The organism is Providencia sp. PROV205 (assembly GCF_028479505.1).
Taxonomy (GTDB): Bacteria; Pseudomonadota; Gammaproteobacteria; order Enterobacterales; family Enterobacteriaceae; genus Providencia; species Providencia huaxiensis.
In genome coordinates this window covers 144,689-170,859 of the sequence record NZ_JAMPNU010000004.1, presented here as the reverse complement: position 1 = coordinate 170,859, position 26,171 = coordinate 144,689, and the positions used below count along the sequence as shown (strand labels likewise).

The 26,171-nt window shown below is 42.5% G+C and carries 26 protein-coding genes; 18 read left to right on the top strand and 8 right to left on the bottom strand.

The genetic code is table 11. The features are described 5' to 3' along the window. Nucleotides 1-123 precede the first annotated feature (123 nt). The 5 genes from PR800_RS04565 to PR800_RS04545 are packed head-to-tail and all read left to right on the top strand — an operon-like array spanning nt 124 to nt 3,760. Nucleotides 124-555 carry a PTS sugar transporter subunit IIA gene (locus PR800_RS04565; protein WP_272530299.1) on the top strand — a complete coding sequence of 144 codons (432 nt, stop codon included), beginning with the start codon at nt 124-126 and terminating at the stop codon, nt 553-555. A 9-nt stretch (nt 556-564) separates the two neighbouring features. Then, a complete protein-coding gene (locus tag PR800_RS04560; protein ID WP_102138060.1) occupies nt 565-1,038 on the top strand; it encodes a PTS system mannose/fructose/N-acetylgalactosamine-transporter subunit IIB in 474 nt (157 codons plus the stop codon). Nucleotides 1,039-1,084: 46 nt separating this feature from the next. Next, on the top strand, nt 1,085-1,876 hold the full coding sequence (locus PR800_RS04555) for a PTS mannose/fructose/sorbose/N-acetylgalactosamine transporter subunit IIC (protein WP_102138061.1): 792 nt from the start codon (nt 1,085-1,087) through the stop codon (nt 1,874-1,876). Beyond that, the gene (locus tag PR800_RS04550) at nt 1,873-2,703 is read left to right on the top strand and encodes a PTS system mannose/fructose/sorbose family transporter subunit IID (RefSeq protein WP_102138062.1); all 831 of its coding nucleotides are present in this window, start codon (nt 1,873-1,875) and stop codon (nt 2,701-2,703) included. The genes PR800_RS04555 and PR800_RS04550 overlap by 4 nt, the downstream gene beginning before the upstream one ends. A gap of 13 nt (nt 2,704-2,716) precedes the next feature. Further along, nucleotides 2,717-3,760 (top strand): tyrosine-protein phosphatase, encoded by a 1,044-nt coding sequence (locus PR800_RS04545; RefSeq protein ID WP_102138063.1) that lies wholly within the window; start codon nt 2,717-2,719, stop codon nt 3,758-3,760. Nucleotides 3,761-3,955: 195 nt separating this feature from the next. Here PR800_RS04545 and araD read toward each other — a convergent pair whose 3' ends face one another. Next, nucleotides 3,956-4,654 (bottom strand): L-ribulose-5-phosphate 4-epimerase, encoded by a 699-nt coding sequence (gene araD / locus PR800_RS04540; RefSeq protein WP_102138064.1) that lies wholly within the window; start codon nt 4,652-4,654, stop codon nt 3,956-3,958. Between the two features lie 455 nt (nt 4,655-5,109). On the opposite strand from araD, the gene PR800_RS04535 reads away from it, so the two are divergent. From PR800_RS04535 to PR800_RS04485, 11 genes are all read left to right on the top strand, one after another. Beyond that, nucleotides 5,110-5,922, top strand: a complete 813-nt coding sequence (locus PR800_RS04535) for a DeoR/GlpR family DNA-binding transcription regulator (protein WP_102138065.1) — start codon at nt 5,110-5,112, stop codon at nt 5,920-5,922. A 210-nt stretch (nt 5,923-6,132) separates the two neighbouring features. Beyond that, complete coding sequence (locus PR800_RS04530; protein WP_036958239.1) at nt 6,133-7,125, top strand: substrate-binding domain-containing protein; 993 nt, start codon at nt 6,133-6,135, stop codon at nt 7,123-7,125. A 157-nt stretch (nt 7,126-7,282) separates the two neighbouring features. Beyond that, nucleotides 7,283-8,800: a sugar ABC transporter ATP-binding protein gene (locus PR800_RS04525; RefSeq protein ID WP_272530298.1), complete on the top strand. Its 1,518-nt coding sequence runs from the start codon at nt 7,283-7,285 to the stop codon at nt 8,798-8,800. Next, the gene (locus tag PR800_RS04520; protein WP_004259203.1) at nt 8,793-9,782 is read left to right on the top strand and encodes an ABC transporter permease; all 990 of its coding nucleotides are present in this window, start codon (nt 8,793-8,795) and stop codon (nt 9,780-9,782) included. Before PR800_RS04525 ends, PR800_RS04520 begins: the two co-directional genes overlap by 8 nt. Nucleotides 9,783-9,795: 13 nt before the next feature. Next, nucleotides 9,796-10,830 carry an ABC transporter permease gene (locus tag PR800_RS04515; protein WP_102138067.1) on the top strand — a complete coding sequence of 345 codons (1,035 nt, stop codon included), beginning with the start codon at nt 9,796-9,798 and terminating at the stop codon, nt 10,828-10,830. An 18-nt stretch (nt 10,831-10,848) separates the two neighbouring features. Further along, on the top strand, nt 10,849-11,712 hold the full coding sequence (locus tag PR800_RS04510; protein WP_166264200.1) for an L-ribulose-5-phosphate 3-epimerase: 864 nt from the start codon (nt 10,849-10,851) through the stop codon (nt 11,710-11,712). An 11-nt stretch (nt 11,713-11,723) separates the two neighbouring features. Further along, complete coding sequence (locus tag PR800_RS04505) at nt 11,724-13,196, top strand: FGGY-family carbohydrate kinase (RefSeq protein ID WP_102138069.1); 1,473 nt, start codon at nt 11,724-11,726, stop codon at nt 13,194-13,196. A 397-nt stretch (nt 13,197-13,593) separates the two neighbouring features. After that, nucleotides 13,594-14,343, top strand: coding sequence for a sugar phosphate isomerase/epimerase family protein (locus tag PR800_RS04500; RefSeq protein ID WP_102138070.1), 750 nt, complete (start codon nt 13,594-13,596; stop codon nt 14,341-14,343). A 4-nt stretch (nt 14,344-14,347) separates the two neighbouring features. After that, on the top strand, nt 14,348-15,328 hold the full coding sequence (locus tag PR800_RS04495) for a sugar kinase (protein ID WP_272530295.1): 981 nt from the start codon (nt 14,348-14,350) through the stop codon (nt 15,326-15,328). A 13-nt stretch (nt 15,329-15,341) separates the two neighbouring features. Then, nucleotides 15,342-16,622: an MFS transporter gene (locus tag PR800_RS04490; protein WP_102138072.1), complete on the top strand. Its 1,281-nt coding sequence runs from the start codon at nt 15,342-15,344 to the stop codon at nt 16,620-16,622. A gap of 10 nt (nt 16,623-16,632) precedes the next feature. Next, nucleotides 16,633-17,607: an NAD(P)-dependent oxidoreductase gene (locus tag PR800_RS04485; protein ID WP_272530294.1), complete on the top strand. Its 975-nt coding sequence runs from the start codon at nt 16,633-16,635 to the stop codon at nt 17,605-17,607. Between the two features lie 51 nt (nt 17,608-17,658). Here PR800_RS04485 and PR800_RS04480 read toward each other — a convergent pair whose 3' ends face one another. From PR800_RS04480 to dsdC, 3 genes are all read right to left on the bottom strand, one after another. Beyond that, nucleotides 17,659-18,126, bottom strand: coding sequence for a hypothetical protein (locus PR800_RS04480; protein WP_102138074.1), 468 nt, complete (start codon nt 18,124-18,126; stop codon nt 17,659-17,661). Nucleotides 18,127-18,238: 112 nt separating this feature from the next. Next, a complete protein-coding gene (locus PR800_RS04475; protein ID WP_206276651.1) occupies nt 18,239-19,279 on the bottom strand; it encodes a LacI family DNA-binding transcriptional regulator in 1,041 nt (346 codons plus the stop codon). A 43-nt stretch (nt 19,280-19,322) separates the two neighbouring features. Beyond that, entirely contained in the window at nt 19,323-20,294 is a 972-nt protein-coding gene (gene dsdC, locus PR800_RS04470) for a DNA-binding transcriptional regulator DsdC (protein WP_102138076.1), read from the bottom strand. A 216-nt stretch (nt 20,295-20,510) separates the two neighbouring features. Here dsdC and dsdX point away from each other — a divergent pair, with 216 nt between their 5' ends. Continuing rightward, entirely contained in the window at nt 20,511-21,848 is a 1,338-nt protein-coding gene (gene dsdX / locus PR800_RS04465) for a D-serine transporter DsdX (protein ID WP_102138077.1), read from the top strand. 12 nt (nt 21,849-21,860) lie between these two features. Continuing rightward, the gene (locus PR800_RS04460; protein WP_102138078.1) at nt 21,861-23,195 is read left to right on the top strand and encodes a D-serine ammonia-lyase; all 1,335 of its coding nucleotides are present in this window, start codon (nt 21,861-21,863) and stop codon (nt 23,193-23,195) included. Between the two features lie 75 nt (nt 23,196-23,270). On the opposite strand, the gene PR800_RS04455 is transcribed toward PR800_RS04460, so the two are convergent. The 4 genes from PR800_RS04455 to PR800_RS04440 form a co-directional block, all read right to left on the bottom strand. Then, on the bottom strand, nt 23,271-23,783 hold the full coding sequence (locus PR800_RS04455) for a GNAT family N-acetyltransferase (protein WP_272689865.1): 513 nt from the start codon (nt 23,781-23,783) through the stop codon (nt 23,271-23,273). Next, entirely contained in the window at nt 23,780-24,067 is a 288-nt protein-coding gene (locus PR800_RS04450) for a type II toxin-antitoxin system TacA family antitoxin (RefSeq protein WP_102138080.1), read from the bottom strand. The genes PR800_RS04455 and PR800_RS04450 overlap by 4 nt, the downstream gene beginning before the upstream one ends. Nucleotides 24,068-24,315: 248 nt before the next feature. Beyond that, complete coding sequence (locus tag PR800_RS04445; RefSeq protein ID WP_272530291.1) at nt 24,316-25,371, bottom strand: osmoprotectant NAGGN system M42 family peptidase; 1,056 nt, start codon at nt 25,369-25,371, stop codon at nt 24,316-24,318. Nucleotides 25,372-25,375: 4 nt separating this feature from the next. Continuing rightward, nucleotides 25,376-26,146 (bottom strand): FadR/GntR family transcriptional regulator, encoded by a 771-nt coding sequence (locus PR800_RS04440; RefSeq protein ID WP_206276649.1) that lies wholly within the window; start codon nt 26,144-26,146, stop codon nt 25,376-25,378. Nucleotides 26,147-26,171 lie beyond the last annotated feature (25 nt).

Sequence of the window (26,171 nt, the reverse complement as noted above, 5' to 3'; positions counted from 1 at the left end):
CTCACAAAAATGATCCTTTCTAATAGGCGCCCCTTTTCATTCCTCTTTTTTGTGATATTGTTACTTTAAAATAAATATATAAAAGTAATTTTATTACTAAAAGAAGAAAGATAAGGGGAAAAAATGAGCTCTCAGATACCTATCATTCTGGCCAGCCATGGGCCTTTTGCACAAGGGTTATTGGAATGTGCAGAAATGCTAATTGGCTCGCAAGAAGATATCAGCGTGATTTCGATTCAAAGAGAAAGCAATATTAATGAGGTAAAAAAGCATTTATTTGAAACATATCAAAATGTTAATAAAGGTGATGGCGTTTTAATTTTAGTGGATTTATTAGGTGGATCTCCTTGCAACCTAGCCAGCGAGCTCGTTATTACCCAAAATGATGCTGTGCTGTACTGCGGGATCAATGTGCCTACTTTTCTCGAAATACTCAGTAACCGAGACCTCCCTTTACATGAACTTCATCAAATCATTAATGATGTATTCCCTGGCAGCTGCATCAATGTCGGTGAACAACTTAAACCATTAACACAAAACGATAGCGAACTTTAGGAGAACCCCATGCCAATTAATGTTGCTCGGATTGATGACAGACTTATTCACGGCCAAGTTATTACCACTTGGGTTAAAAACTTTGATATTGAGCAGGTGATTATCGTTAATGACAAAGTTGCCAATGACACCGTTCAACAATCAGTTCTGACTATGGCGGCTCCACCAGATCTCAAAGTCGTCGTTTTTGGTGTCGATAAATTCATTGAGGTCTTAAAAAAAGCAGAAATTAAACGTCGCACCATGTTGCTGTTTACTAACAGCATTGATGTAAACAAACTCGTCGAAAGTGGCTTAAAACTGGAAAAATTGAATGTTGGTGGAATGCGTATGCAAGAAGGCCGTCGTAATTTATCCCGTGCAGTTGCCGTCACACCAGAAGAAGAACACGCCTTTAGGTCACTGATCAACAATAACGTTGCCGTTGAAATTCAAATGGTTCCTAAAGACCCCATTGTTGAATTGAAAACATTACTCAATTAATTCATTTAGTCATGCTTATTTTCACTTAATAAGTGAGGAGCCTATTATGTTGGTAGAGGCCATTTTAATTGCGATTTGGGCCGGTATTTGCTCATTGGATGATGTCGGTCCGCAAATGCTAAGACGCCCACTGCTCACCGGTACTGTGGCCGGTATTATCATGGGTGATATGGTTCAAGGACTCGCCATTAGCGCCACCTTAGAATTGATGTGGATGGGGATTGGTAACGTTGGGGCTTATTCCGCACCCGATATCATCGCCGGTTCTATCATTGGAGTTGCTCTCGGTATTGCTTCCAATGGTGGAATTGCAGCAGGTATCGCCCTTGCCGTACCTGTCTCTATTTTATGTCAGCAATTACTGATTATCTGGCGCTCTTTTGCCAGTTTCTTAAATGTTTGGGCAAGTAAATCCATTCTTGATGGAAACTACAGCGGCCTAACCAAAGTCCATTATTTCTCGACACCACTGTGGTTTTTTATTCGCGCCATTCCCTGCTTTATTGCCGTTTATTTTGGTAGTGACTTAGTCAATAGCATATTAAATGCTGTGCCTGAAAGTATTTTAACAGGTATGGGGGTTGCATCTAAGCTGATCCCTGCGGTCGGTATCTGTATTCTGTTATTAATGCTGCTGAAAGGCAGAATGTGGTTTTTCTTTCTGCTCGGCTTCATGCTTACAACCTATTTAAAACTGCCAATTATCCCAATTACATTTATCGCTCTGGCATTTGCTGTGCTTTATGACATGGCATTCGCCAGCAGTTTGCGCCAAACACCAGATGAAAAAGCTACACCAGCCGCCCATAAAAATGAAGAAGAGGAATATGACTTATGAGTGAAATAACCCCCTCTGAAAATAAGAAACTCACGAAAAAAGAACTCAATGGTATGTTTTGGCGAATTCAAACCATGTCATTCTCATACAACTACGAAAAACTGCAAACTATTGGTTTTGCACATTGTATGGTACCCGTTCTCGATAAGCTTTATGAAAAAGCTGACCAAGAAACGCGTATTAAAGCCATGCAACGCCATTTTGAATTCTTTAACACACAAATTAACGCAGGCGCATTAATTCTTGGTGTGACCGCAGCATTAGAAGAAAAAACAACAGAAGAAGAAAAAGAGGCTGTTGTTTCTGTAAAAGCTGGTTTGATGGGGCCATTTGCAGGTCTCGGTGATAGCTTATTAAAATTTACGTGGCTACCTATTTGCGGCAGCATCGGAGCTGCATTTGCACTGCAAGGTAATATTATTGGCCCAATATTAATGTTTATTTTGTTTAATATCGTCAATATCGGTACCAAATATTTCTTTATTCATTATGGCTATAACAAAGGCGTTGATTTAATCGAACAATCGAAAAAATCAAATATTATTCAGCGAATTACTAATATGGCGAACGTTGTCGGGGTCATGGTCCTCGGCTCTTTAATTGCCACGACCGTCAAACTTTCCACACCGCTAACCATCGCCGTTGGTGAGCAATCTATCAAAGTACAAGAGATGTTTGACAAGGTAATACCTAACTTACTCACCCTTCTCTTTGCGCTTGGTATTTTCTTCCTTGTTCGTAAATTTCAAGGGAAACATACCGTTGCATTAATTGTCGCCATTATGGTTTTAGGTGTTGTTTGTTCTGTATTCGGAATTTTAGGATGATAAAGGGAAATATATGGAAATCGAAATCAATAGAGTGAGTGAATCAACACTCGAAATAAAATTTAGTGAAGTTCCATCCTCCCCTCTGGCATTATATTGGACGGACAAACCTGATACTCAGGTTTGTCCTGAGAATTTCATTACGGATAAAATAGAGAATACAATTACAGTTCAAGACCCATTAAAGGCGAAACAGCGTATCTATTTTATTTTACAAAATGCCAATGGATGTAAATTATTCGCTGAAAGAACATTGCCTATTGAGGGGTTAAATAACTTCCGTGACTTTGGAGGTTATACCACAACAGACGGAAAACAGGTGAAATGGGGAATGCTATATCGTTCTAACCATCTGTTTAATCTTAGTGAACAAGCAGTAAATTACATCTCCCATTTAGGGATAAACAGCATCATCGATTACCGTACTCAAAATGAAATTAATAAATCGCCTAATTGCCATGTTGGTGAAAAGAAAACGTATCATCTCGATGCTACGGCTCAAACCGCTGAATTAGCAGCACAATTTGCCGCATCACCGGATAATGAAGACAAAGCATTAATCGAAAGTGTTATCCAACATATTCCTAAAGAAATGATTAACGGCGATGGGTTACAAATATTGGAGCAATATCGCCAATTTGTAGTAAGTGATAAGTCAAAAGCTGCCTTCAAACAAATGATCGAAGTTTTACTCGATAGCCACAATGCCCCAAATATTCAGCATTGCCGAGGAGGAAAAGACCGAACGGGTTATGGTGCACTACTTGTACTTGCTATGCTAGGTGTTCCAAAAAAAGCCATCGTTGACGACTATATGCTTACTCATTTTAATCGCCTTGAACGTAACGAAATTAAAATGGCGGGATATCGCAAAATAACCCAAGACCAAAATGTACTGGATTATTTACTTTCTCTAATTGATACTCAAGAATCATTTATTTTAGAAGTCTTTAATACAATGGAAGAAATATCTGGCTCTGTTGAAAGGTATATTAAAGATGAACTTAAATTCACAGATAATGATATTAATCAGCTTAGAGAAATATACTTAGTTTAAAAACATTTAATTAATCAAAAAACAACCACAGGTTTAACTAAATAAACCTGAGTGATGGCTGTATTTAAAAAACAGTAAAATAGCCACATAGCATATTCATTGTGGCTATTTTATAAACGAAGAAATCCGTTATTGATCATAAAATCAATAATTGCTCTCGTTTGCCAATTCTATTTAATTAATTTTTTAACCGCTTTATTTTTGCCCGTAATACGCATTTTTACCGTGCTTACGTAAATAGTGTTTATCTAATAATACTTGTTGCATGGAACCTATTTGTGAACTTAATTGACGGGTAAATAAATTCATATAGGCAATTTCTTCTAACACTACGGCATTATGCACTGCATTATCGGGGCTTGTTCCCCAAGCAAATGGCCCATGGCTATTCACTAATACGGCTGGAATATCTTTTGCTGACAGGCCTTTTTCCTTGAAGGTTTCAATAATCACATGACCCGTTTCTCTTTCATAATCGCCTTCAATTTCACTTGCTGTCATTTTACGGGTACAAGGAATTTCACCATAGAAATAATCGGCATGGGTTGTCCCTAAAGCACTCAATGGCAGGCCTGCTTGAGCCCAAATAGTCGCATGGCGAGAGTGAGTATGGACAATACCGCCAATTTCAGGGAATGCTTGGTACAGCGCCAAATGCGTGTCGGTATCCGAAGAAGGCCGATATTTCCCTTCTACCACTTTTCCGCTTTCCAACGAGACCACCACCATGTCTTCTGCTTTCATGGTTTCATAGTCAACGCCAGAAGGTTTTATCACCATTAACCCAGCTTCGCGGTCAATACCACTCACATTCCCCCAAGTAAAGGTCACTAGGTTATGTTTGGGTAAGGCAAGGTTTGCTTCAAAGACTTGTTGTTTCAATTTTTCTAACATAACAACTCCCTAGCTTTATAAAATATGCTTTAATATCAACAACAAAAATTTATTATCATGATGTTTTCTGTGTGTTGATAACCTATATCTACCTATTAAGGTAAACAGATTTAGGCCATTTAAAAAGCACCTCACTTTACAAACTCGCAACAAAACAGACCAACTCGGACACATTCGGGCATAGGCGGTCAAGAAAACACATAAATAGGATGTGGTTAGTTGACCGAATTAGCCCAATACTTTTTGTTTAATACCATAAAAGTAAAAAGATACCGCAAATATAGTGATGCAAGTCTAGTTATTGTGTAACTTAGTGAAATTAAATTCATAAAATACCGATCGCAATCACTTTAATCGGCTTTGTTTTTTTCAAAAAGAGATAACTTGAATCCAATCACGACAAAAAAAAAGCAATACGGGCAGAATAAATATCGTGGAAAGAATAGGAGTTAAATATGTTACAAGCCGAACGCCATAAATTAATTTGTTCTCATGTTTCGCAGAATGGCTCGGCGCTAGTGCGTGATTTAGCTCAATTATGTCTCGTTTCTCAAGAAACTATCCGTCGTGATTTAACGGCTCTTGAACGTGAAAATAGGATCATCCGTAGTTTTGGGGGAGCAGTTGCCATCGACCAAGAAGAAATGCCGATGGTGAATGTGATGCCTTCTTCGGTCAAGCTCAGTCAAATGGTTGATGGTGCAGAGTCTTTTCGCAAAAGAACCGAAGAGCACCCTGATGCCAAGATGAAGATTTCGAAGGCTGCACTGAAATTAATTCAGCCTGGTGACTGTATTATGTTAGATAACAGCAGTACTTGCTGGTTTCTCGCACGGCAAATACCTGATATCGACATTACGGTAGTGACAAACTCGGTCAAGATAATCCAAGCGTTGGCCTGCCGTGACCGAGTACGCGTTATTGGTATTGGTGGGGAATATTCAGAACGTCATGATGATTTTCATGGCCCAATTGCAGAAAGTATTATTCGTAGCTTTCAGATAAAAACCTTATTTCTTTCATGCCAAGGATTTAATATCGAAAATGGTATTCGTGATGGCAGTGAAATAAACTCAAAATTAAAAAATATTATGTTACAGGTTTCTGAAAATAAAGTTTTGCTCGCGGATAATAGTAAATTAGGAAAATATGCATTTAGTCAGGTTTGTACATTTGATGATATCGACGTATTAATCACAAACAAACTAAATGATAATAATTTTCAAAAACAATTTTCTAACCTTAGAATTATCGAGTGCGATAAATAGTTTATAAAAATAAAAATCATGTAACTATGATGTAAGTAAAAAAACAAGTTCTATTTTATTTTCTGTATTAAATAAGTGCAGGGATGTTATTTATTCATAATTCCTTGGCACTTAATTATAGGCATACCTAAATATGAGAAATTCATTATTTCTAAATAATGGAATTTCTTGATTTAGTATCCATCTACACTAAGGAATACAACTATGAACATGAAGAAGCTAGTTTTACCTTGTTTAATGAGCGTTGCACTATTTTCAAATGTCGCGATGGCTGAATCACAAAAAGCACAAAAGCCCTTTACCATGGGTGTCGTCGTTAAAGTCGGTGGTATTCCTTGGTTTAATGTTATGGAACAAGGTATTACTGAAGAAGGCAAAAAACTCGGTGTAAATGCCTTCCAAGTTGGCCCAACAACGGCTGACCCAGCGGAACAAGTTCGTGCTATCGAAGATTTAATCGCGAAAAAAGTGGATGTCATTGGCGTTGTCCCTAACGACGCTAAAGTGCTTGAGCCTGTATTAAAACGCGCCCAAGACGCTGGAATTAAAGTTATTACCCACGAATCACCAAATCAAAAAAATGCAGATTGGGACTTTGAATTACTTGATACCCAAAGCATGGGTGCTAACCATATGAGAGATATGGCGGCCTGTATGGGTGAAGAAGGCAAATACGCCATGTTTGTGGGAAGCCTGACAGTACCATTAGTGAACGAATGGGCCGACGCGGCAATTGCTTACCAAAAAGCGAACTACCCGAAAATGCAAATGGTCGATGACCGCTTTGGTGTTGCCGAATCCGTTGATGACTCAATGCGTACAGCTAATGACTTGTTATCTAAGCATAAAGACTTAAAAGGCATCATGTCATTTGGTTCACAAGGCCCTATCGGTGCAGGACGAGCCATTGATAAACGCCGTAAAAATGACGAAACCTGTGTATTCGGGACGTTCACACCAGGTCAAGGCATCAAGTTACTGGAAAAAGGTGCAATTGATGGCGGCTATATTTCCAATCCTAAAGTCGCAGGACAAGTATTTGTACAAGTCGCAACAGCCATGATGAATGGTGAAGAAATTAAAGATGGCGTGTCTATTGGTGATATGGGTGAAATCAAAGTCAGTGGTAACACGATTTTAAGTGATAACCCTGTTAATTTGAATATTGAAAATACGAAAAAATTGGTTGAAGTCGGTCTGTAATTTCACATTATCAAAATAATGTTTAAAACAAAAATACAATATTTATCAATATATTAAATTTTATGTTCTTTGAGTTCGAGTCGCCTGCACTAGCGCAGCGGCTCGCGCTCATCACGAACAAGCCAACACCAATTTATTTGCAGTAGGAATTGTACTTATGACAAACACCTCAAAAGCTGACAAATCCGATCCACTCATTACCTTGCGCGACCTTTCCAAAAGCTTCGGTGGTCACCGTGCATTACGCAATATCGATTTGACGCTCAACAAAGGTGAAGTGCACTGTTTAGCGGGCACCAATGGGTGTGGGAAAAGCACATTAATTAAAACTATCAGTGGTGTCTATGCCCCTGATGACGGTAGTAAAATTGAAATTGATGGGAAAAGTTATCACCGATTGACGCCCGATAAAGCGCGTGAATTAGGCGTACAAGTTATCTACCAAGATTTGTCATTATTTCCAAATTTAACCGTTGCTGAAAATATCGCCTTTGAGCTAAACCTCAAAGGCTATTTTGGCTGGTTTCGTAAAAAACAACTGCGCGAGAAAGCCTTAGAAATCCTCAATGAACTGGCTTTCACCATTAACCCAGACACACCTGTGCAATTTTTACCCATTGCTCAACGCCAACAGGTTGCTATCTGCCGCGCCCTAGTCGCCGATGCACGTCTGGTGATTATGGATGAACCAACGGCTTCATTGACCCGTACAGAAGTCAACCAACTACTCTCAACGGTTAATTACCTAAAAGATAAGGGAATTACCGTTGTTTTTGTGAGTCATCGACTAGAAGAAGTCAAAGAGATCTCTGACCGCATCACCGTGATCCGCGATGGTCAAAAAATTGGTACATGGCCTGCTGAAGGCTTAACTACCCGCAAAATTACTGAGTTAATGACTGGCTTAGATATTGTCCATGAACGTAAGCCACCTAATAATGCGGAAGACCGACGCACGGTACTAGAGCTAAAAAACCTCAGCCGAGCTGGGCAATATCGTGATATCAACTTAAATCTAAAACGCGGCGAAGTATTAGGCTTATGTGGTTTACTTGGCTCAGGCCGCACTGAATTAGCGCTATCGTTGTTTGGCATTACCCACCCAGATAGTGGTGAATTACTCATCGAAGGCAAACCTGTTAAGTTAAAAAACAACACCGACGCCATTAAGCGCGGCATTGGTTATGTCTCCGAAGACCGCCTGACTTTAGGGGCAATTTTACAGCAATCCATCGCAGACAATATGGTGATTTCGATTCTCGATCGCCTCAAAACGCCTTTACATTTAATTGATGAAAAACAGTGCCAAGAAATTGTGCAAGAGTGGATAGCCGACTTAGATATTAAAGTCACTGACCCCAATAATGCCCTTTCAACACTTTCAGGCGGTAACCAACAAAAAGTGGTACTTGCTAAATGGATTTTAACACGTCCTAAAGTACTCATTTTAGACTCACCGACTGTTGGCGTCGATATTGGCGCAAAAGACAGTATTTACAAACTCATTCACCGTTTGTCAGGTGTCGGTATCTCTATTCTATTAATTACCGATGAAGCCTCCGAAGCGTATTACAATTGCGACCGAATTTTACATATGAAACAAGGCTCTATCGTCAAAGAAATTGAGACAGATTCCATCAATGAGCAACAATTGGAGGAAATCATCAATGGCTAACTGGCAAAAATTACGACCACAATCTGTCGAAGGCTGGCTGACTTGGGTCATTCTTATCATGGTGGTGTTCTTCACATTGATGAGCCCGCAATTTCTAACTATTCAAAATTTACTCGACCTCAGTGAAAGCTACGCCGTTACAGGTATTTTCGCCTTAGGTTTATTTGTGGTTCTCGTCACTGGGGGCATTGATATTTCGTTTGCCGCAGTGGCTTCCGTAGTGCAATACGTGATCGCCACTTGGCTATTGCAAGGTTTTATTGCAAGCCCTGCCGTCAGTATCACATTGGCGATTATCATCGGTATCGCTTTTGGCTTAATCAACGCTATCTTAATTTATTCGCTGAATGTTGTGTCAATTATCATCACCATCAGTATGCAATCACTGCTGTTCGGAATGCTGATGTGGCTAACCAACGGACACAGTATTTATGACTTACCTGATTGGTGGGTAGACCCTGTGACTATCCTGCCTTTTGAAGTGGATGGTGAATATTACCAAGTTGGCTTGCCGTTAATTGTGATGCTTGGCATTGCCTTCTTAACGTGGATTTTAATGAATAAAACGCATATCGGCCGTCAGCTATATGCCGTTGGTGGCAGCCAAGAATCTGCGTCTCGTATTGGTATCCGTGTTTCAGTGATTTACCTGTTTGCTTACGGCTACCTTGGCGCGATGGCAGCGATTGGCGGTATGTTGCAAACCTACCGAATGAGTGAAGTGGTACCGAGTGCCCTTGTGGGCGGAGAGCTAGATGTGCTTGCCGCGGCTGTACTGGGTGGCGCCAGTTTATCCGGTGGGCGAGGCTCAGTGATAGGCACACTCATGGGCGTTTTCCTGATTGGTATCTTGAAAAACGGCCTTAACCTGATTGGTGTTTCAAACTACTTCGTCAATATCGTCATCGGGCTGGTTATTCTCATTGCGATTTGTATTACCCACTACAAAAAACGTAAAGAGACGGACGTAGGTTTTGTTTAACAGGAATATCACCATGAGAAAAAATCTTTTTTTTAAAATTGATGGCTCTGTTATCGGACTGCTTTCAATCTTTGTTTTGGCTATCGCTGCGTTTAGTATCGCCATGCCAGGGCACTTTTTTACCCAAAATACCTTTTTAAGCATCACGTTTCAGTTACCTGAGTTGGGCTTACTCACCTTTGCCATGTTTGTTCCTATGTTAAGTGGCGGGTTAAACCTTGCCATTATTAGCACTGCTAACTTAACGGGACTCTTTATGGCTTGGGTGTTTATCAATTACCTCCCAGTGGATGCCAGCACTGGCACACAGCTAATGTGGTTGGTCTTCGCATTAATCGGCGCAACCGTGATTGCGGTCATTATCGGTAGCTTAACAGGGCTGATGATTTCCCATATCGGAGCCCACCCGATCTTAGTGACCCTCGGTACAATGACGATTATCAGCGGCATTGGTGTTTACCTCACCAAAGGAGCCGCACTGAGTGGCATGCCACCCATTGTTCGTGCCATTGGTTCCGATACTGTGCTTGGGGTGCCAATTGCGATGATTATCTTCATTGTTACCGCAATTCTCTTAGCGCTGTTTCTAGGCTGTACGCGCTTAGGTAAAAATATCTATATGAGTGGCAGTAATATCAATGCAACGTGGTTCAGCGGTATTCGTACCGACCGTGTCATGATTGCGATATACACCATTTCTAGCCTGTTATGTGTGTTAGCTGGGCTCATCATGATGGCTCGCTTTAACTCTGCACGTATGGGCTACGGGGATTCCTATTTACTGCTCACCATTCTTGCCATCGTATTAGGTGGAACTAACCCATTTGGGGGAGTTGGTAAGGTTAGCCGAGTGTTCTGTGCCTTATTGGTTTTACAGGTCATTGCGACAGGTTTAAGTCTGCTAGGTGTAAGCCTGCACTTTAACCTCGCAGTTTGGGGGATCACGCTCATCTTGGCATTAGCATTCAAGTTCTTCAAAGAAAAATGGAGTGCTAAACGTGCGATGAACCGTAACCAACGCCTTAATAAAGCATCGACACAAAGTTAATTTTTCAAGGGGAAAACCATGCGTAAGCATCCAATTGGTATTTATGAAAAAGCATTACCGAAGAACAGCAGTTGGTTAGAAAAATTAGTCATCGCAAAATCTGCGGGTTATGATTTTGTGGAAATGTCAGTAGATGAAACTGACGAACGTCTGGCTCGATTAGACTGGAGCACCGCAGAGCGTCTGGAAGTTGTGAAAGCGATACAAGAAACAGGTATTCGCATTCCAAGTATGTGTTTATCTGGTCACCGCCGCTTTCCTTTTGGTAGCCATGATGAAGCCACTCGTATGATGGCCTACTCCTTAATGGAAAAAGCCATTAAGCTCGCTCAAGACTTAGGCATTCGCACTATTCAGCTCGCAGGATATGACGTTTACTATGAAGAGCAAGATGCCGAGACGATTGCCAATTTCGAAAAAGGCATGCAGTGGGTCAGCGAAATTGCGGCCGCTTCTCAAGTGATGTGCGCAGTGGAAATCATGGATACGCCATTTATGAATTCCATTAGCAAATGGCAAACACTTTCCGATAAAATTCGCTCACCTTGGTTCAAGGTGTATCCTGATGTCGGTAACTTAACGGCATGGGGTAATGATGTCGAAAAAGAATTCACCCAAGGAATTGAACACGTCGCAGCCATTCACTTAAAAGATACATATGCGGTGACTGAAACCTGTAAAGGCCAATTTCGTGATGTCCCTTTCGGTGAAGGCTGCGTAGATTTTGTTAATTTATTCAAATTATTAAAACGTTTAAATTACCGCGGTTCCTTCCTGATTGAAATGTGGACAGAAAAAGCCGATGAGCCACTGATTGAAATTATCAAAGCCCGTCATTGGATGGAAGACAAAATGCAACAAGCTGGCTGGTATAACGCCTAAAGGAGCCGATAATGAATGCATTTTTTATGGGTGTTGACCTTGGTGGTACCGTCATCAAAGCGGGTATCTATACCGCAGAAGGCCAAGAAATTACGGTTGCTGAGCACTCTTTTCCCACTGAAAGCCCACAGGCGGGTTTTAGTGAACGCAACATGGAAATGTTATGGGAAGCGACTTGCAGCGTGATCCGCAAAGCGATTCAAAATAGCCAGCTCAGTGCCGCCCAAATTTCCGGTGTCAGTTTCTCTTCCCACGGTAAAGGGCTTTATTTGCTCAATAGCCAAGGAAAGCCAGTTAGAAATGGGATTGTGTCATCTGATTCACGCGCTCAATCCATTGTTGATGAATGGCACCAAAACGGTACTGCGGATAAAGCTTACCCATTGAGTTTGCAGCAATTATGGGCTTCTCATCCCGTGGCACTACTGCGTTGGCTAAAACAACACGAGCCTGATAATTATCGCGATACTCAGCATGTTTTGATGGTTCATGATTATATTCGCTATCGCTTAACCGACCAAATTGCCTGCGAAGAAACCAATATTTCTGGCAGCCAATTATTTAACCAAATCCAGTCGAGTTATGACCCTAAACTATGCCAACTGTTTGGTATTGATGAGGCAAATGACAAACTAGCTCCCGTGATTAACTCGGCCCAATTAGCGGGTACCGTAACCCACAAAGCTGCCGCAGAATCTGGACTGGTGGAAGGAACCCCTGTATTTGGTGGCTTCTTTGATGTAGTCGGCGCAGCGTTAGCATCTGGGGTGAGCCAAAAAGATAAACTCAGTGCGGTAGCAGGCACTTGGACTATTTCAACGCGTGTCTTTGATGAAATTGTGCCTTCTGATTACCCATACGTCTGGAGTAAATACTGCATCCCAGGCACCTATTTTGTCCATGAAGGCAGCCCGACCTCAGCCAGTAACCTCGCATGGTTTACTCGGCACTTCTTCAATCAGCGTTTGCAAGATTATGACGTACTGAATCACTGCGTGGCTGAAGGGGCAACACGGCAAAATGATATTCTGTTTTTCCCTTGGCTGTACGGTTCTAACTACCACAGTAATTTGCACGGTGGCCTACTCGGTTTGAGCTCACACCATACAGATGCTGATATTGTTTATGCTATCTATCAAGGGATTGTATTCTCACATTTGTTGCATCAAGACCGTATTGTTGGCCTTGATAATACAACCGAATCTATTCGGTTCACGGGTGGCCCAACACAATCACCACTGTGGATGCAAATGTTCTGTGATGCCAGTAACTTACCGTTAGATGTCGTCAACGTGCAGCAATCAGGTTGCCAAGCCGCTGCACTTTGTGCCGCAGTCGGAACAGGTTATTATTCAGGTTTTGATGTCGCTATTGCGGCAAGTACCCCAAAAATCACCACTTATCAACCGAATGCGATTAGCCATCAACAGCTACGTGACAAATTTGCTCGTTTTAAAGCAGTTGCCGATGCATTGAGCCAATAACTTATTGAATAAAAATAATAAAGGCAGAACTTATAACTCAGTTCTGCCTTACTTTTTCTAGACTAATAAATTATCGTTCTTGATTGCAGTAAGAAATGAATTAGCGCCCTTTCTTTTAGCCCGTTAAAGCCCAAAACGTCCCCTGAGCAAAACTATCAAAAATGATGCTTTGACAAAATCACATACTCTGTGAAAAACCTATCTGAACTTTTTATTACACCCATTACATCAAAAGTTGTGACAGTGATCGTTAATTAAACATTTATCGCCATTTGGTTAGTGATATAGCTCTGATTTTGCTCTTTCATCACTAGAAAGCACAATGGAACCGGTTCCATAATAAGTCATTCGCAATGACAAATGGGCTAAATACCCTTTAATCAGACAGAGGAAAGTCATGAGCAAAGACATTATCATTGTTACTGCCGCCTACGGTGCACAAACCGTAAAACAATTAGGGGGCCAACAAGCTTTATTCGATATTATTCAAAGCAGCCACGCGGATGGTGCTGAGATCCGTCAAGAACTATTGCTACCAAGCGATAATTTTTTTGATATTGCCAAAGGACTGCAATCAAGACAGCTCACTGCGGTTTATTCCGTGCCAGACACGCTATTCCAACAGCATACCTCTATCGCAATCACTAAACTGCAAGGCTATTTTGAAGATGCCAAACAACTTAATGCTCGCTTTTTAAAACTATCACTCGGTGAATTACCAGAAAATTATGATTTATCCGAAGTCATTAACCTTCTCAATCAATACACCACACAGTTAGTGATCGAGAATGACCAAACCGAGGTTGGCGGTCACATTGCGCCTCTTGAACGTTTTTTTGCTGATGTAAAACACCAAAATCTACCTATAAAAATGGCATTTGATATGGCGAATTGGTATTGGCATCAAGAAGATCCGTTAAAAGCCGCACATATTTTTGCCCCCCAAGTCGCTTACATTCACGTTAAAGCCTGCCAATTACGTGGCAATAAATGCGTTGCAGTAGCACTTGATGACAGCGATGGCACATGGAAAGAAGTGCTAAACGCGCTCCCGAATGACGTTCCTTGTGGTATCGAGTTTCCACTCGAAGACCACGATTTACGCGCAGTCACTGAATACTATGTTTCTCTGTTGAAGGAGATTTAACATCATGAGAAATCAATTAGATGTCATCACTCTTGGTGAAGCCATGATGATGTTTGTGGCAACACAAACAGGGGAATTGCACGAAGTTGAAAGTTTCGTCCGTCGCGCAGCCGGTGCTGAGCTGAATGTCGCCATCGGCCTGTCTCGCCTAGGGTTAAGAAGTGGCTGGATAAGCCGACTTGGCGATGACTCCTTCGGGCGTTTTATTCAAGCCACTTTGGATAAAGAACAACTAGATACTCAATGCGTTACAGTGGACTCTCGTTACCCAACGGGCTTCCAACTTAAATCTAAAGCCGAAAATGGAACCGATCCCATCGTGGAGTATTTCCGTAAAGGATCAGCAGCCAGCCATTTAGATCTCACTGACTTTAATGAAGCGTATTTTCTGTCTGCCCGTCATTTACATTTAAGTGGCGTGGCAGCCGCACTTTCGCCCACCAGCTATCAACTTTCACTGTATGCAGCAAAATGGATGCGAAATGTAGGTAAAACACTGTCATTTGACCCCAATTTGCGCCCATCCCTATGGAAAAGTGAACAGGAAATGGTCGAACAGCTCAACCAACTCGCGTTCCAAGCTAATTGGGTCTTACCCGGCTTAAAAGAAGGCAAAATCCTGACGGGCTTCGACCAACCCGAGTCTATTGCTGATTTTTATCTCGCTCAAGGTGTCGAAGTGGTTGTGATTAAAACCGGGGAACACGGAGCATATTATAAAACGGCAAATAACCAACAGGGCATAGCACCTGCCGTTCATGTGAAACACGTCATTGATACCGTCGGAGCTGGTGATGGTTTCGCCGTTGGCGTTATTAGCGCCTTACTTGAAGGTTTGACATTACCACAAGCTGTTGCAAGAGGTAATTTTGTTGGAGCAAGAGCCATTCAAGTTATTGGCGACAGTGAAGGTTTACCAACTCAGGCACAACTGCAGCATGAAATGGTATTACTGTCTGCAGCCACCACTAAAGCGGTATGTTAAAAGGAAATCGATTATGACAATGAATACTCCAGCAGCGTCACGTTGGTGGCGCATCATGCCAATCGTGTTTATCACCTATAGCCTTGCCTACTTAGACAGAGCCAACTACAGTTTTGCCGCTGCCGCAGGGATCAACGCGGACTTAGGGATTACCAAAGGGATGTCGTCCCTACTCGGCTCATTATTTTTCCTTGGCTATTTCTTTTTCCAAATACCGGGGGCTATTTATGCAGAAAAGCGCAGTGTCCGTAAACTCATTTTTGCTTGTATCTTCCTATGGGGCTTATTCGCTAGTTTAACTGGCATGGTGAGCAATATCCCAATGCTAGTGATTATTCGCTTTAGCCTAGGGGTCGTCGAAGCCGCGGTCATGCCTGCGATGCTTATCTATATCAGTAACTGGTTTACCCAATCAGAGCGCTCTCGCGCCAATACTTTTTTAATTCTAGGCAACCCCGTTACGGTACTGTGGATGTCCGTGCTATCCGGTTATCTCATTCAAGCCTTCGGTTGGCGTGAAATGTTTATCATTGAAGGAGTGCCTGCGATTTTATGGGCCTTTTTCTGGTGGAGAACAGCACGAGATAAACCAAACCAAGTCAATTGGTTAAGCCAATCAGAAAAAGAGACATTAGATAAGATCCTGAGTGACGAACAGAAAAACATCAAACCCGTTCGTAATTACCGTGAAGCCTTTAAGTCTCGTAATGTGATTTTACTCTGCGCTCAATATTTCTGTTGGAGCATTGGGGTGTATGGCTTTGTGCTGTGGTTGCCATCCATTATTCGTGGCGCATCCAACCTCGGGATGGTAGAAACAGGTTGGCTTTCCGCAGTCCCATACCTTGCAGCAACGATGGCTATGATCTTAGTTTCATGGGCATCTGACCGAATGCATAACCGCAAATTATTTGTCTGGCCAATGCTTTTGCTCGGTGCGGTGTGTTTCCTCGGTTCATACTTACTCGGTAGCACGAATTTCTGGTTCTCTTATACCTTATTAGTGATTGCAGGTGCTGCAATGTACGCCCCATACGGGCCCTTCTTCGCTATCATTCCTGAAATGTTGCCAAAGAACGTTGCTGGTGGTGCAATGGCATTAATCAATAGTATGGGCGCATTAGGTTCATTCTTTGGTTCATGGTTTGTGGGTTACTTAAATGGGGCGACAGGTAGCCCAAGTGCCTCGTATATGTTTATGGGGATCGCATTGTTAGCTTCGGTTTTCTTTACCCTGATTGTTAAACCAAACCAAGAGCAAAAGAGTGATGCCGTCATCACAGAGCATGCTTAAAAGGGACACCATGAAAAAGAATATTGTTTTATATAAATCCATTCCCGCAGATCAACTTGAGCGGCTACAGCAGCACTTTAATGTCACTGCATTTGATAGCATTACCCCTGAGAATCTCGCTTGCTTTAAACAAGCTTTGACGAGTGCTGACGGCATTATTGGTGCTAGTTACCCTATCACAGCAGATGACATTGCCAATGCACCAAATTTGAAAGCCGCGTCGACCATTTCGGTTGGTGTCGACCAATTTGATATTGACGCCATGAATGCCAGAAAGATTGCATTGATGCATACCCCCAATGTATTAACCGAAACCACCGCGGATACCATTTTTACATTAGTGCTTTGCAGTGCGCGACGCATTATCGAAATGGCTGAGATGGTCAAAAACGGCCAATGGACCCAAAGTATTGGTGAAAATGCATACGGCAGCAATGTGCATGGTAAAACGATTGGTATACTCGGAATGGGGCGCATTGGCTATGCTGTCGCTAAACGTGCTCACTTAGGCTTCGGAATGCCAGTTCTCTATTACAATAACCATATCCACTCCGATGCAGAAAACCAACTTAAGGCACGTCGTTGTGACCTCGATTCATTACTCGCGGAATCTGATTTTGTCTGTGTCGTGCTGCCATTATTACCTTCAACCGAAAAATTGATCGGCAAAAATGAGTTGGAAAAAATGAAACCCAGTGCGTTTTTGATCAACGGTTCAAGAGGTCGAATTATTGATGAGGCCGCGCTGACCGATGCATTAGAAATGGGCATAATTCGTGGAGCGGGTTTAGATGTGTTTGAGGTGGAGCCGCTTCCAAGCAACTCTAAGCTACTCACGCTGCCAAATGTGGTTGCTCTGCCGCATATCGGTTCCGCCACCCATGAAACCCGTTATGCTATGGTCGAATGTGCCGTTGATAACCTAATAGCGGCTTTAAAGGGTGACCTAAGCCAAAACTGTGTTAACCCTGAAATAGCAAAATAACTCAGAACCTAAAGAACCCTAATTTGTTAGGGTTCTTTGCCTATTTACCCATCAATGCTCATGAGCGCGTCCCGGGCGAGCAACACTGCTTCGTTCACACTCCGTCAGAAATTGGATAGAATTCAGTTTACTGGTCGATGGCGCTAAATAATATAACCCCACTGTTTTTTGAGTTGGTGAGTAAATTTCCAACATGCCATTGACATCAGAATAATAATCACCTTTATTTATCACGATGTTAAAGTCTTTTATTTTCTCAACACGTCGCTGCTCTGTACTTTTCACTAGCGGATAACTCATATACTCATAGCCAACAAAATCAACAATATTGACCTGACCATTATTGAAAAAGACTTGTACCTTACTTGCCCCTGTTGGAAAGGTAAATTTGCCGTTACGTTCTAATGTGATGTGATTATAACTTTGGTCTACTTGGCAGGTATACTCTTTGACCTGACTTCTGGTGCTACAACCCGCTAAAACAAGGCTAGCTAGCAATAATATCCCTATCTTTTTCATATGTTCCCTATGCTCTCAAAATGGTTATAATTTAGTCTACACACCAGTATACATGTAATAAACCTTAAGCTAAATTGGTAAATGGTAACTAAATTTTAAGAGCCACTAAAAACTACAATGTCGTTGATTTACGGATCAGTAGTTCCCCATTAAATAAGTATTGCACTGGGGGTTTATCTGGGTCTTCCAGTTTTTCTAGCAAGCACTCCACCGCCTTGTGCCCCATTTCCGCTGTCGGTTGAGACACCGAAGTCACCCCTTGCCCAGCTAATGCAGCCCATTCGAGGTTATCGAAACTTAAAAAACCAATATCTGTCCCCCAACGTAGCCCTTGCTTATTCATGACATATGCCAACTGCAAGGTCAGCACGCCATTGGCGGCGACAATCACTTTGCGCATACCACGATGTGCCGTACAAAAATCAGCAACGATGGCCTCTAATTTTGCCGGGTCAGGCAAGGTCACTTCATGAAATTCGCTTTGAATATGTTGATGACTCTGTGATAGCGCTTGGAATGTCTGTAAACGCTCCTGACGTGCGCTGTTATACACAATGGGCTCAGTCACGAAGCAAATCGCTTCGAACCCTTGCTCAATCAGATGATTAAAGGCCATTTGCGCAGAAGCAGGGTTATCTAACCCAACCATATCACTGGGAAAGTTATCGATTTTTCTATCTAATAAGACAAAAGGAAGCGTGGTTTCTTTCAACACATCAATGAATTGCTCATTAACACCCGCTGAATTTATAATAAGCCCATCCACGCGGTAACCTTTTAGTAGCTGAATAAATTGGCATTCACGCTCAATGCTATTATTGGCATTGCAAACCACTGTCATAAAACCTTGTTTGATTGACTCGGCTTCCACCCCTTTTAGGACTTCAACAGAGAATGGGTTACCGATATCGGCAATAATCAAGCCAATCAGGCCTGTTCGCCCATGTTTCAAGCTACGTGCCATTTGGTTGGGGCGATAGTTTAATTCACGGATGGCACTTTCAATACGTTGACGCAAATTATCTGAAAGCAAATGGAATTCACCATTCAAATAACGTGAGATACTGGTTTTCCCTGCCTGAGCTTTGGCAGCGACATCTTTGATCGTGGCAACTTTTTGCGTTTTCGGGGCCATAGCTTGCGGTTTTTCCATTCTCTAAAAACATCACCAAGTGGTTATCTTACTCGAGTAAGCGTCATTTTACTTGTGATATTGCGTTAACTTGCTGTTTTAACCATTGAATAAAAATATCTGCCTTCGGATTACGTTTATCATTAAGCATCGCAAAATAGTGGCGTTGTTCGCACTTCAGCGAAATATCGCCAAATGGCATTACTAGCTCTTGCCGCTTAAGACGTTTTTCAACCAATTGTTTACGCCCCATGGCTACACCTGCATGGTTCATGGCGGCAACAATCGCTAAATCAGAACGATCAAAACATAAGTTTCGGCGATGAGGAAACAACGTTAATTGGTAATACTCACTCCACGCCTTCCATTCATCATAGTCAGAGTTACTGCTCCATGCTTGCCTATCATGCAATAAAGTACAATTTTTCAATTGGTGCATATTATTAAGTAAATCATGCTGTTCTGCATATTGTGGGCTACAAACCGGGACAATTGATTCTGACATTAAATCTTCACAATATAAGTTTGGCCGAGTGATATCATCATAATAAATAGCAACATCAATACCATAACCTCGAAAATTAACGTCATCGTTCCCTGTTAATAGATTCAATTGAATCGAGGGGTATTGATGAGCAAAATCCGCAATTTTGGGAATTAACCAGCACTGAGCGATGGATGGTCGCGAATATACCGTAAGTTCACCCGAGATTTCTTGGTTCTTGATATCAATGATTTCTTGGTTAATATCATCCAAATTTTTGCGTAAAGCCCAGTAAATCCGCTCACCATCAACCGTCAATTCAATGCGCCGATGAAAACGTTCAAATAATTTAAACCCCAATTCCCCTTCTAGGGTGTTAATTCGGTGGCTAACTGCACTAGGCGTTAACGCCAGTTCCTGTGCCGCCAATGCAAAAGAGCAGTGCCGTGCCGCCGCTTCAAAGGTATGTAGACGCGATAGCTGATAACTTGATAACCGTTTATTCCACTGAATAAATCCAGATTGCTCAAATTGATTGAAATGTGCTGACACAACGCCTCCGATAAAAACAATGACCCCCAATAATCTCTACAATACCCATTTTAAGATGAATTAGGGTGACTCAAATGCACTAATCTCCATTTTATATGACTAATATCACACCCTTGAGTTAATTTAGCTCATCTAAACCATATGTTTCATCGTTTGTCACCTTTGAATATTTATTATCCAATAGAAGAACAACAACAAGATGATCAGGGGTAGGATATGGACTCTACAATGTGGATGATTGGTACTTTAGTTATCAGTATTTTACTAATCATCGTTTCAATTATTAAATTTAAGTTTCATCCCTTTTTAGCACTTTTACTCGCCAGCTTCTTTGTCGGTATCTCCATGCAAATGAACCCATTAGAGATGGTCAGCGCCATCGAAAATGGCATTGGCGGTACGCTTGGTTTTTTAGCAGCCATTATTGGGTTGGGTACCATACTCGGCAAAATGATGGAAATTTCAGGTGCCGCTGAACGCATCGGGGTCACTTTACAAAAAAGCCGCTGGTTGACGCCTGACGTTACCATGGTGCTAATTGGGTTAATCTGCGGTATTACGCTGTTTGTTGAGGTTGGTGTGGTGTTACTGATCCCACTCGCATTTTCCATTGCCAAAAGAACCAATACCTCGTTATTAAAACTGGCTATCCCATTATGTACCGCTCTGATGGCCGTCCATTGCATCGTACCGCCACACCCTGCTGCCCTATTTGTCACAAATGAATTGGGGGCTGACATTGGCACGGTGATTGTCGCAGGGTTAGCGGTAGGCTTAGTCGCCTCATTAGTTGGTGGACCACTGTTCCTCAAATTCTTAGGTGACCGCTTACCATTTAAAACTGTGCCGGAGGCCTTCTCTGACCTTGAAGTACGTGAAGAAAAAGACTTACCTTCTTTAGGTGCCACACTGTTCACGGTGTTACTGCCAATTGCTCTCATGTTAATCAAGACAGCCGCTGACTTGAACATGAGCAAAGACAGCCAGTTATTTACCTTATTACAGTTTATTGGTAACCCAATAACCGCTATGTTTATTGCTGCTTTTGTCGCTTATTACATGTTAGGTATTCGACGTAATATGGGTATGAGCGTATTACTCAGCAAAACCGAAGAGAGTTTTAGCTCAATTGCTAATATCTTATTGATTATCGGGGCAGGTGGGGCATTTAACGGCATCTTAAAAGGCAGTGGACTGAGCGACTCCTTAGCGATGGTGTTATCGGGCATTGATATGCACCCCATCTTGCTGGCCTGGCTAGTCGCCATTATTCTTCATGCCGCTGTCGGTTCTGCCACCGTTGCGATGATGGGCGCAACCGCGATTGTGGCTCCATTAATGCCAATGTACCCACACATTAGCCCAGAAATCATGACATTAGCCATTGGCTCCGGCGCAATTGGCTGCACTATCGTCACTGACTCGTTGTTCTGGTTAGTTAAACAGTACTGTAATGCCACTTTAGCCGAAACATTCCGTTTTTATAGTGTCGCCACGTTGATTGCGTCTTTCGTCGCGCTGGCAGGGACTTTTGCACTTTCATTTGTGATTTAAAAGAGAGTAATTATGACTCAGATAAATGTTGATAAGTTAATTGCTGACTACCCTTTAGTTCAGGACTTAATCGATTTAAAGCCAATTGCGTGGTTCAACCCAAATGTCACGACAACACAAGCGGGTTTGCCTTATGTCGGGCTAACCATTGAAGATGTGCAAGACGCAGAAGCGCGATTAAACCGCTTTGCGCCTTATTTGATGAAAGCCTTTCCTGAAACCCAAGCCACACAAGGGATCATAGAATCCGAAGTGGTCACTATTCCACAGATGCAAGCCGCTCTTGCAGCTCGCTACCAAACGCCAATTACTGGGAAAATATTACTTAAAAAAGATAGCCACCTGCCAATTTCAGGGTCAATCAAAGCTCGGGGCGGCATCTATGAAGTCCTCACCCATGCGGAAAAACTCGCCTTAGCAGCCGGTATTTTATCTACAGACGATAATTACGAAATTTTATTCTCTGAACAGTTTCGTCAATTCTTTAGTCAATACCGCATCGCGGTAGGCTCAACCGGCAACCTGGGCATGTCTATCGGCATTATGAGCGCTAAACTCGGTTTTAGTGTCAGTGTGCATATGTCCGCTGATGCCAGACAGTGGAAAAAAGACAAATTGCGTTCACATGGCGTGAATGTGGTGGAATACGAGCAAGATTACAGCATTGCCGTCGAACAAGGCCGTAAAGAAGCCGAAAAAGACCCGAACTGCTTTTTTATTGATGATGAAAACTCTACCACCTTATTTTTAGGTTATGCCGTGGCAGGCTTGCGCTTGAAAAAGCAATTTGCAGACCAAGGTGTTACCGTAGATAACGACCACCCGCTGTTTGTCTATTTACCCTGCGGTGTCGGGGGTGGCCCCGGTGGTGTCGCTTTCGGGTTAAAACTCGCCTTTGGGGATGCCGTCCACTGCTTATTCGCTGAACCAACCCACTCACCTTGTATGCTGCTAGGAGTACATACTGGCCTGCATGATGGAGTCTCTGTTCAAGAAATTGGTATCGATAATATCACCGCCGCAGACGGCCTTGCGGTTGGTCGTGCATCAGGCTTTGTAGGACGCGCAATGGAGCGGTTAATTGATGGTTATTACACCATCGAAGATAGCGAAATGTATAACCTGTTAGGCTTACTCAACCAGACAGAGTCTATTAAATTAGAACCGTCGGCCTTGGCGGGTATGACTGGCTGCGTGCATGTCACGCAAAACACCGATTATTTGCAATCAAAAGCACTCACACCAACGAAACTAGCTAACGCAACACATCTGGTATGGGCAACGGGTGGTGGCATGGTTCCTGCAGATGAAATGCAAAAATATTTATCACAAGCCAATCTAAACTAATAATTAACATGTTCAAAGCCCTCTTACATTCAATGATATGAGGGCTTTGATAAAAACTCGGGATCCCAAGCTTGGTCAGTTCGGGTGAATACCCAATGCGAATTGTAGATCGGCAAGCGTTATCATCAACATCATAGAGTCAAGTGGTGAAGGGACGAAACCAATGTGCTCATAGAACCGTTTAGCATTGTCCGTTAATGCGTGAACCACAACCCCTCGAATACCCACCAGCCCAGAAGCCTGAATAACACGATGACAGGCATCTTTAACTAACCCCCTACTAACTCCAAGACCTTTCGCCCTTGTATCTACAGCTAGCCTGCCGAGTAAGATGACGGGAATGTCAGAGGGCATGTTGCTGCGAAATCGTCCAACGGCTTGATTGGTGCTCACAACCCCGGTGGACAAGGCATAGTAACCCATTACTTGGTTATCCGAAGTGGTCACAAAAGTGCGCGAGGCCCCTGAGTTTTGATTACTCATTGCCCGGTTTTTTAACCAGAGATCCAATGCCTCTTCACCAGAGGAAAACCCTTCCAGTAAATGGCCTGTTTTTAGTGGTTCTGGCGCTGTTAGCTTCAATGTCATTCCTCCCAAGGGGATTTAGACATCATCGTTTTCCTCAATGCCTCATTACTACTCGGCGCGGCATCAAGCTGGCTGATAAATTCTTGGTAAACCTCGGCGCTGACGTTAATCACCCGCAGATCGGCCAGTGTTTCTTCAGCTGCACGCCGCGCTGCTTCCAGAACAAATTCGGTACGGTTTTTTCCCACAGCATTCGCAGCACGGTCGATCAGGATTTTGTCTTCCGGTTTTATTCTCAGGTTAAGAGATGAGCGAGTCACGGCAACATCATTTTGAGTCGACATATCGACCTCCCAATTGATTGCTTACTCAGCTAAGCATACAGAAATGTAATGTCGTTGTCATTACATTGTAAATACAAGATTGTCGTACCATGTATTTATGACGTAAATACCACATTGATTTAACAGTGAAATTAATAAAAAAATCAAAAAACTGACATGAGTGAAATCCCCCAATAGCTGAGCAACCAATTATTAGGGGTCACTTAATGAGAAGAGGGCTTTTTACCATCAACCGCACATTATTCGCTTTATAATGATTGCCCCGGTAATGGCACTAAATCACTTTCAATATAGCGTCTTACTAACGTCGCAAGCGCGACTAATGAGTCAAGATGCGTTCTTTCCCAGCCGTGGGAACTGTCTAGAGCAAAACAGGCTAAAGCCGCACGAATATCCCACCCTGCATCAATCGCGGCGGCACTATCCGAACGATAATGTTTAAACGTATCGCGGACGTGAGGAATATCATACTGCTGACATAGCTGCAATAAATGCCGTGTAATGGCTAAATCAAACGGCCCGGTTCTGTCACGAAAAGCTAAAGTGAGTGCGTCATCCCGTGTGGTTTGGTCTGGGGCAGAAACAGAGTTATCAATCGCTAATAATTCTTGAACCTGCGGACCAAAACCGTGTGTTCCGCCAATACCAACCTCTTCTGAAATCGTGAACATCATCTGGCAAGGCACCGCTGGCACAATGTCATCATCCACCAGTGATTTTAATGCAGCTAACATCACCGCGCAGCCAGCTTTGTCATCTAAATGACGAGAAACAATAAAACCGTTGTCAATGAATTCGGGTTGCGCATCAACCGCAACAATATCACCGACATTTAAGCCATGGGATTGCAAATCAGCGAAGTTATAACAGGGGGCATCAAGGCGAATTTCTAAATTATCCCAATCGGCTATTTGGGTATCAACTTCAGTATTAAAGCGATGCCCAGAGGCTTTTAATGGCAAAATCGTGCCGCGATATTGGTGATTGTCACTAAATACCGTCACCCTTGCACCTTCCGCAAAACGCGCCGCCCATGTACCTGTATTACGCAGAGCCAAACGCCCATTCGGTTTGAGTTGTGTCACCATTGCCCCTAACGTATCAAGGTGGGCGGCTAATGCACGTTTAGGCTCTTCAGAGCCAAGCGTGATATATAACACCCCACGGCGTGTGTATTTCGGTGTGAACCCCAACTCAGTCAACCATTGGTGAGTTTGCGCCACGGCTTGCTCCGTCATACCAACCGGGCTAGGCGTACATAACAATGTTTTTAATACAGAGGTCAGATATACTTTATCTATCATTATATTACCTATCTTCACTTAAAAAACGTTCTTGCAATGTGGCTTGCAGCGCTAACATGGCTTGTTCTGCGTAAGCCATATGAGCTTCCATCACCGATTGGACTTTTGCGACATCTTTACGGCGTAATGCTTCGATTAATTGATATTGGTATTCAATGCCTTGGCGTCTATCGACAGGCTCAGGTTTTAAATAAATATCCTTACAAACCGCTAAATCTTTGAGTAAACGCTGTAAAAAATGGCAAATAAACACTAATAAAACGTTGTCGGAATAGCTGGCAACCACGGCATGAAAATCCAGTTCGGCCATCCGCTGTTGCCAGCGTTCGTTTTCATCTACGGGTTCATGGTCATAAATGGCGATGGTATCGTACAGCTTTTGAATACCCTCATTATCAATGTTGTCAATCGCACTAACGGCAACCACTGGTTCGAGTAATTTACGTAGCGTATAAATATCTTTGATTGATATATCCCGCGTAAACAAATAGTTCGATAACAAACTCATCGCTCGGGATTCAGTCATGGAATCAATAAACGCGCCACCACCCGGCCCGGTTTTCGTTTTAATTAATCCTTGAACTTCTAATGATTTCAGTGCTTCTCGCACCGTACTTTTGCTGGCGTTATAATGTTCAATCAGTTCTTTTTCTTGTGGCAAACGGTCACCGGGTATGAGGTTATTGGCCATGATAGTTTCTTTTATTGCATTGACGATTTCATCAGTCCGCTTAATACGTACTGGCTCTATTGTCGTCGGCTTATTGGTGCTCATATTAGGTTCTCAACTGGTTTAAATT

Bases quoted from the DNA above. Each gene is read 5' to 3' on its own strand.
- dsdX (WP_102138077.1), top strand. From the start codon at position 20,511: ATGGACTCTACAATGTGGATGATTGGTACTTTAGTTATCAGTATTTTA.
- PR800_RS04490 (WP_102138072.1), top strand. From the start codon at position 15,342: ATGACAATGAATACTCCAGCAGCGTCACGTTGGTGGCGCATCATGCCA.
- PR800_RS04440 (WP_206276649.1), bottom strand. From the start codon at position 26,146: ATGAGCACCAATAAGCCGACGACAATAGAGCCAGTACGTATTAAGCGG.
- PR800_RS04505 (WP_102138069.1), top strand. From the start codon at position 11,724: ATGAATGCATTTTTTATGGGTGTTGACCTTGGTGGTACCGTCATCAAA.
- PR800_RS04450 (WP_102138080.1), bottom strand. From the start codon at position 24,067: ATGTCGACTCAAAATGATGTTGCCGTGACTCGCTCATCTCTTAACCTG.
- PR800_RS04485 (WP_272530294.1), top strand. From the start codon at position 16,633: ATGAAAAAGAATATTGTTTTATATAAATCCATTCCCGCAGATCAACTT.
- PR800_RS04550 (WP_102138062.1), top strand. From the start codon at position 1,873: ATGAGTGAAATAACCCCCTCTGAAAATAAGAAACTCACGAAAAAAGAA.
- araD (WP_102138064.1), bottom strand. From the start codon at position 4,654: ATGTTAGAAAAATTGAAACAACAAGTCTTTGAAGCAAACCTTGCCTTA.
- PR800_RS04515 (WP_102138067.1), top strand. From the start codon at position 9,796: ATGAGAAAAAATCTTTTTTTTAAAATTGATGGCTCTGTTATCGGACTG.
- PR800_RS04500 (WP_102138070.1), top strand. From the start codon at position 13,594: ATGAGCAAAGACATTATCATTGTTACTGCCGCCTACGGTGCACAAACC.
- PR800_RS04475 (WP_206276651.1), bottom strand. From the start codon at position 19,279: ATGGAAAAACCGCAAGCTATGGCCCCGAAAACGCAAAAAGTTGCCACG.
- PR800_RS04495 (WP_272530295.1), top strand. From the start codon at position 14,348: ATGAGAAATCAATTAGATGTCATCACTCTTGGTGAAGCCATGATGATG.
- PR800_RS04545 (WP_102138063.1), top strand. From the start codon at position 2,717: ATGGAAATCGAAATCAATAGAGTGAGTGAATCAACACTCGAAATAAAA.
- PR800_RS04560 (WP_102138060.1), top strand. From the start codon at position 565: ATGCCAATTAATGTTGCTCGGATTGATGACAGACTTATTCACGGCCAA.
- PR800_RS04555 (WP_102138061.1), top strand. From the start codon at position 1,085: ATGTTGGTAGAGGCCATTTTAATTGCGATTTGGGCCGGTATTTGCTCA.
- PR800_RS04565 (WP_272530299.1), top strand. From the start codon at position 124: ATGAGCTCTCAGATACCTATCATTCTGGCCAGCCATGGGCCTTTTGCA.
- PR800_RS04535 (WP_102138065.1), top strand. From the start codon at position 5,110: ATGTTACAAGCCGAACGCCATAAATTAATTTGTTCTCATGTTTCGCAG.
- PR800_RS04530 (WP_036958239.1), top strand. From the start codon at position 6,133: ATGAAGAAGCTAGTTTTACCTTGTTTAATGAGCGTTGCACTATTTTCA.
- PR800_RS04510 (WP_166264200.1), top strand. From the start codon at position 10,849: ATGCGTAAGCATCCAATTGGTATTTATGAAAAAGCATTACCGAAGAAC.
- PR800_RS04480 (WP_102138074.1), bottom strand. From the start codon at position 18,126: ATGAAAAAGATAGGGATATTATTGCTAGCTAGCCTTGTTTTAGCGGGT.
- PR800_RS04525 (WP_272530298.1), top strand. From the start codon at position 7,283: ATGACAAACACCTCAAAAGCTGACAAATCCGATCCACTCATTACCTTG.
- PR800_RS04460 (WP_102138078.1), top strand. From the start codon at position 21,861: ATGACTCAGATAAATGTTGATAAGTTAATTGCTGACTACCCTTTAGTT.
- PR800_RS04445 (WP_272530291.1), bottom strand. From the start codon at position 25,371: ATGATAGATAAAGTATATCTGACCTCTGTATTAAAAACATTGTTATGT.
- PR800_RS04520 (WP_004259203.1), top strand. From the start codon at position 8,793: ATGGCTAACTGGCAAAAATTACGACCACAATCTGTCGAAGGCTGGCTG.
- PR800_RS04455 (WP_272689865.1), bottom strand. From the start codon at position 23,783: ATGACATTGAAGCTAACAGCGCCAGAACCACTAAAAACAGGCCATTTA.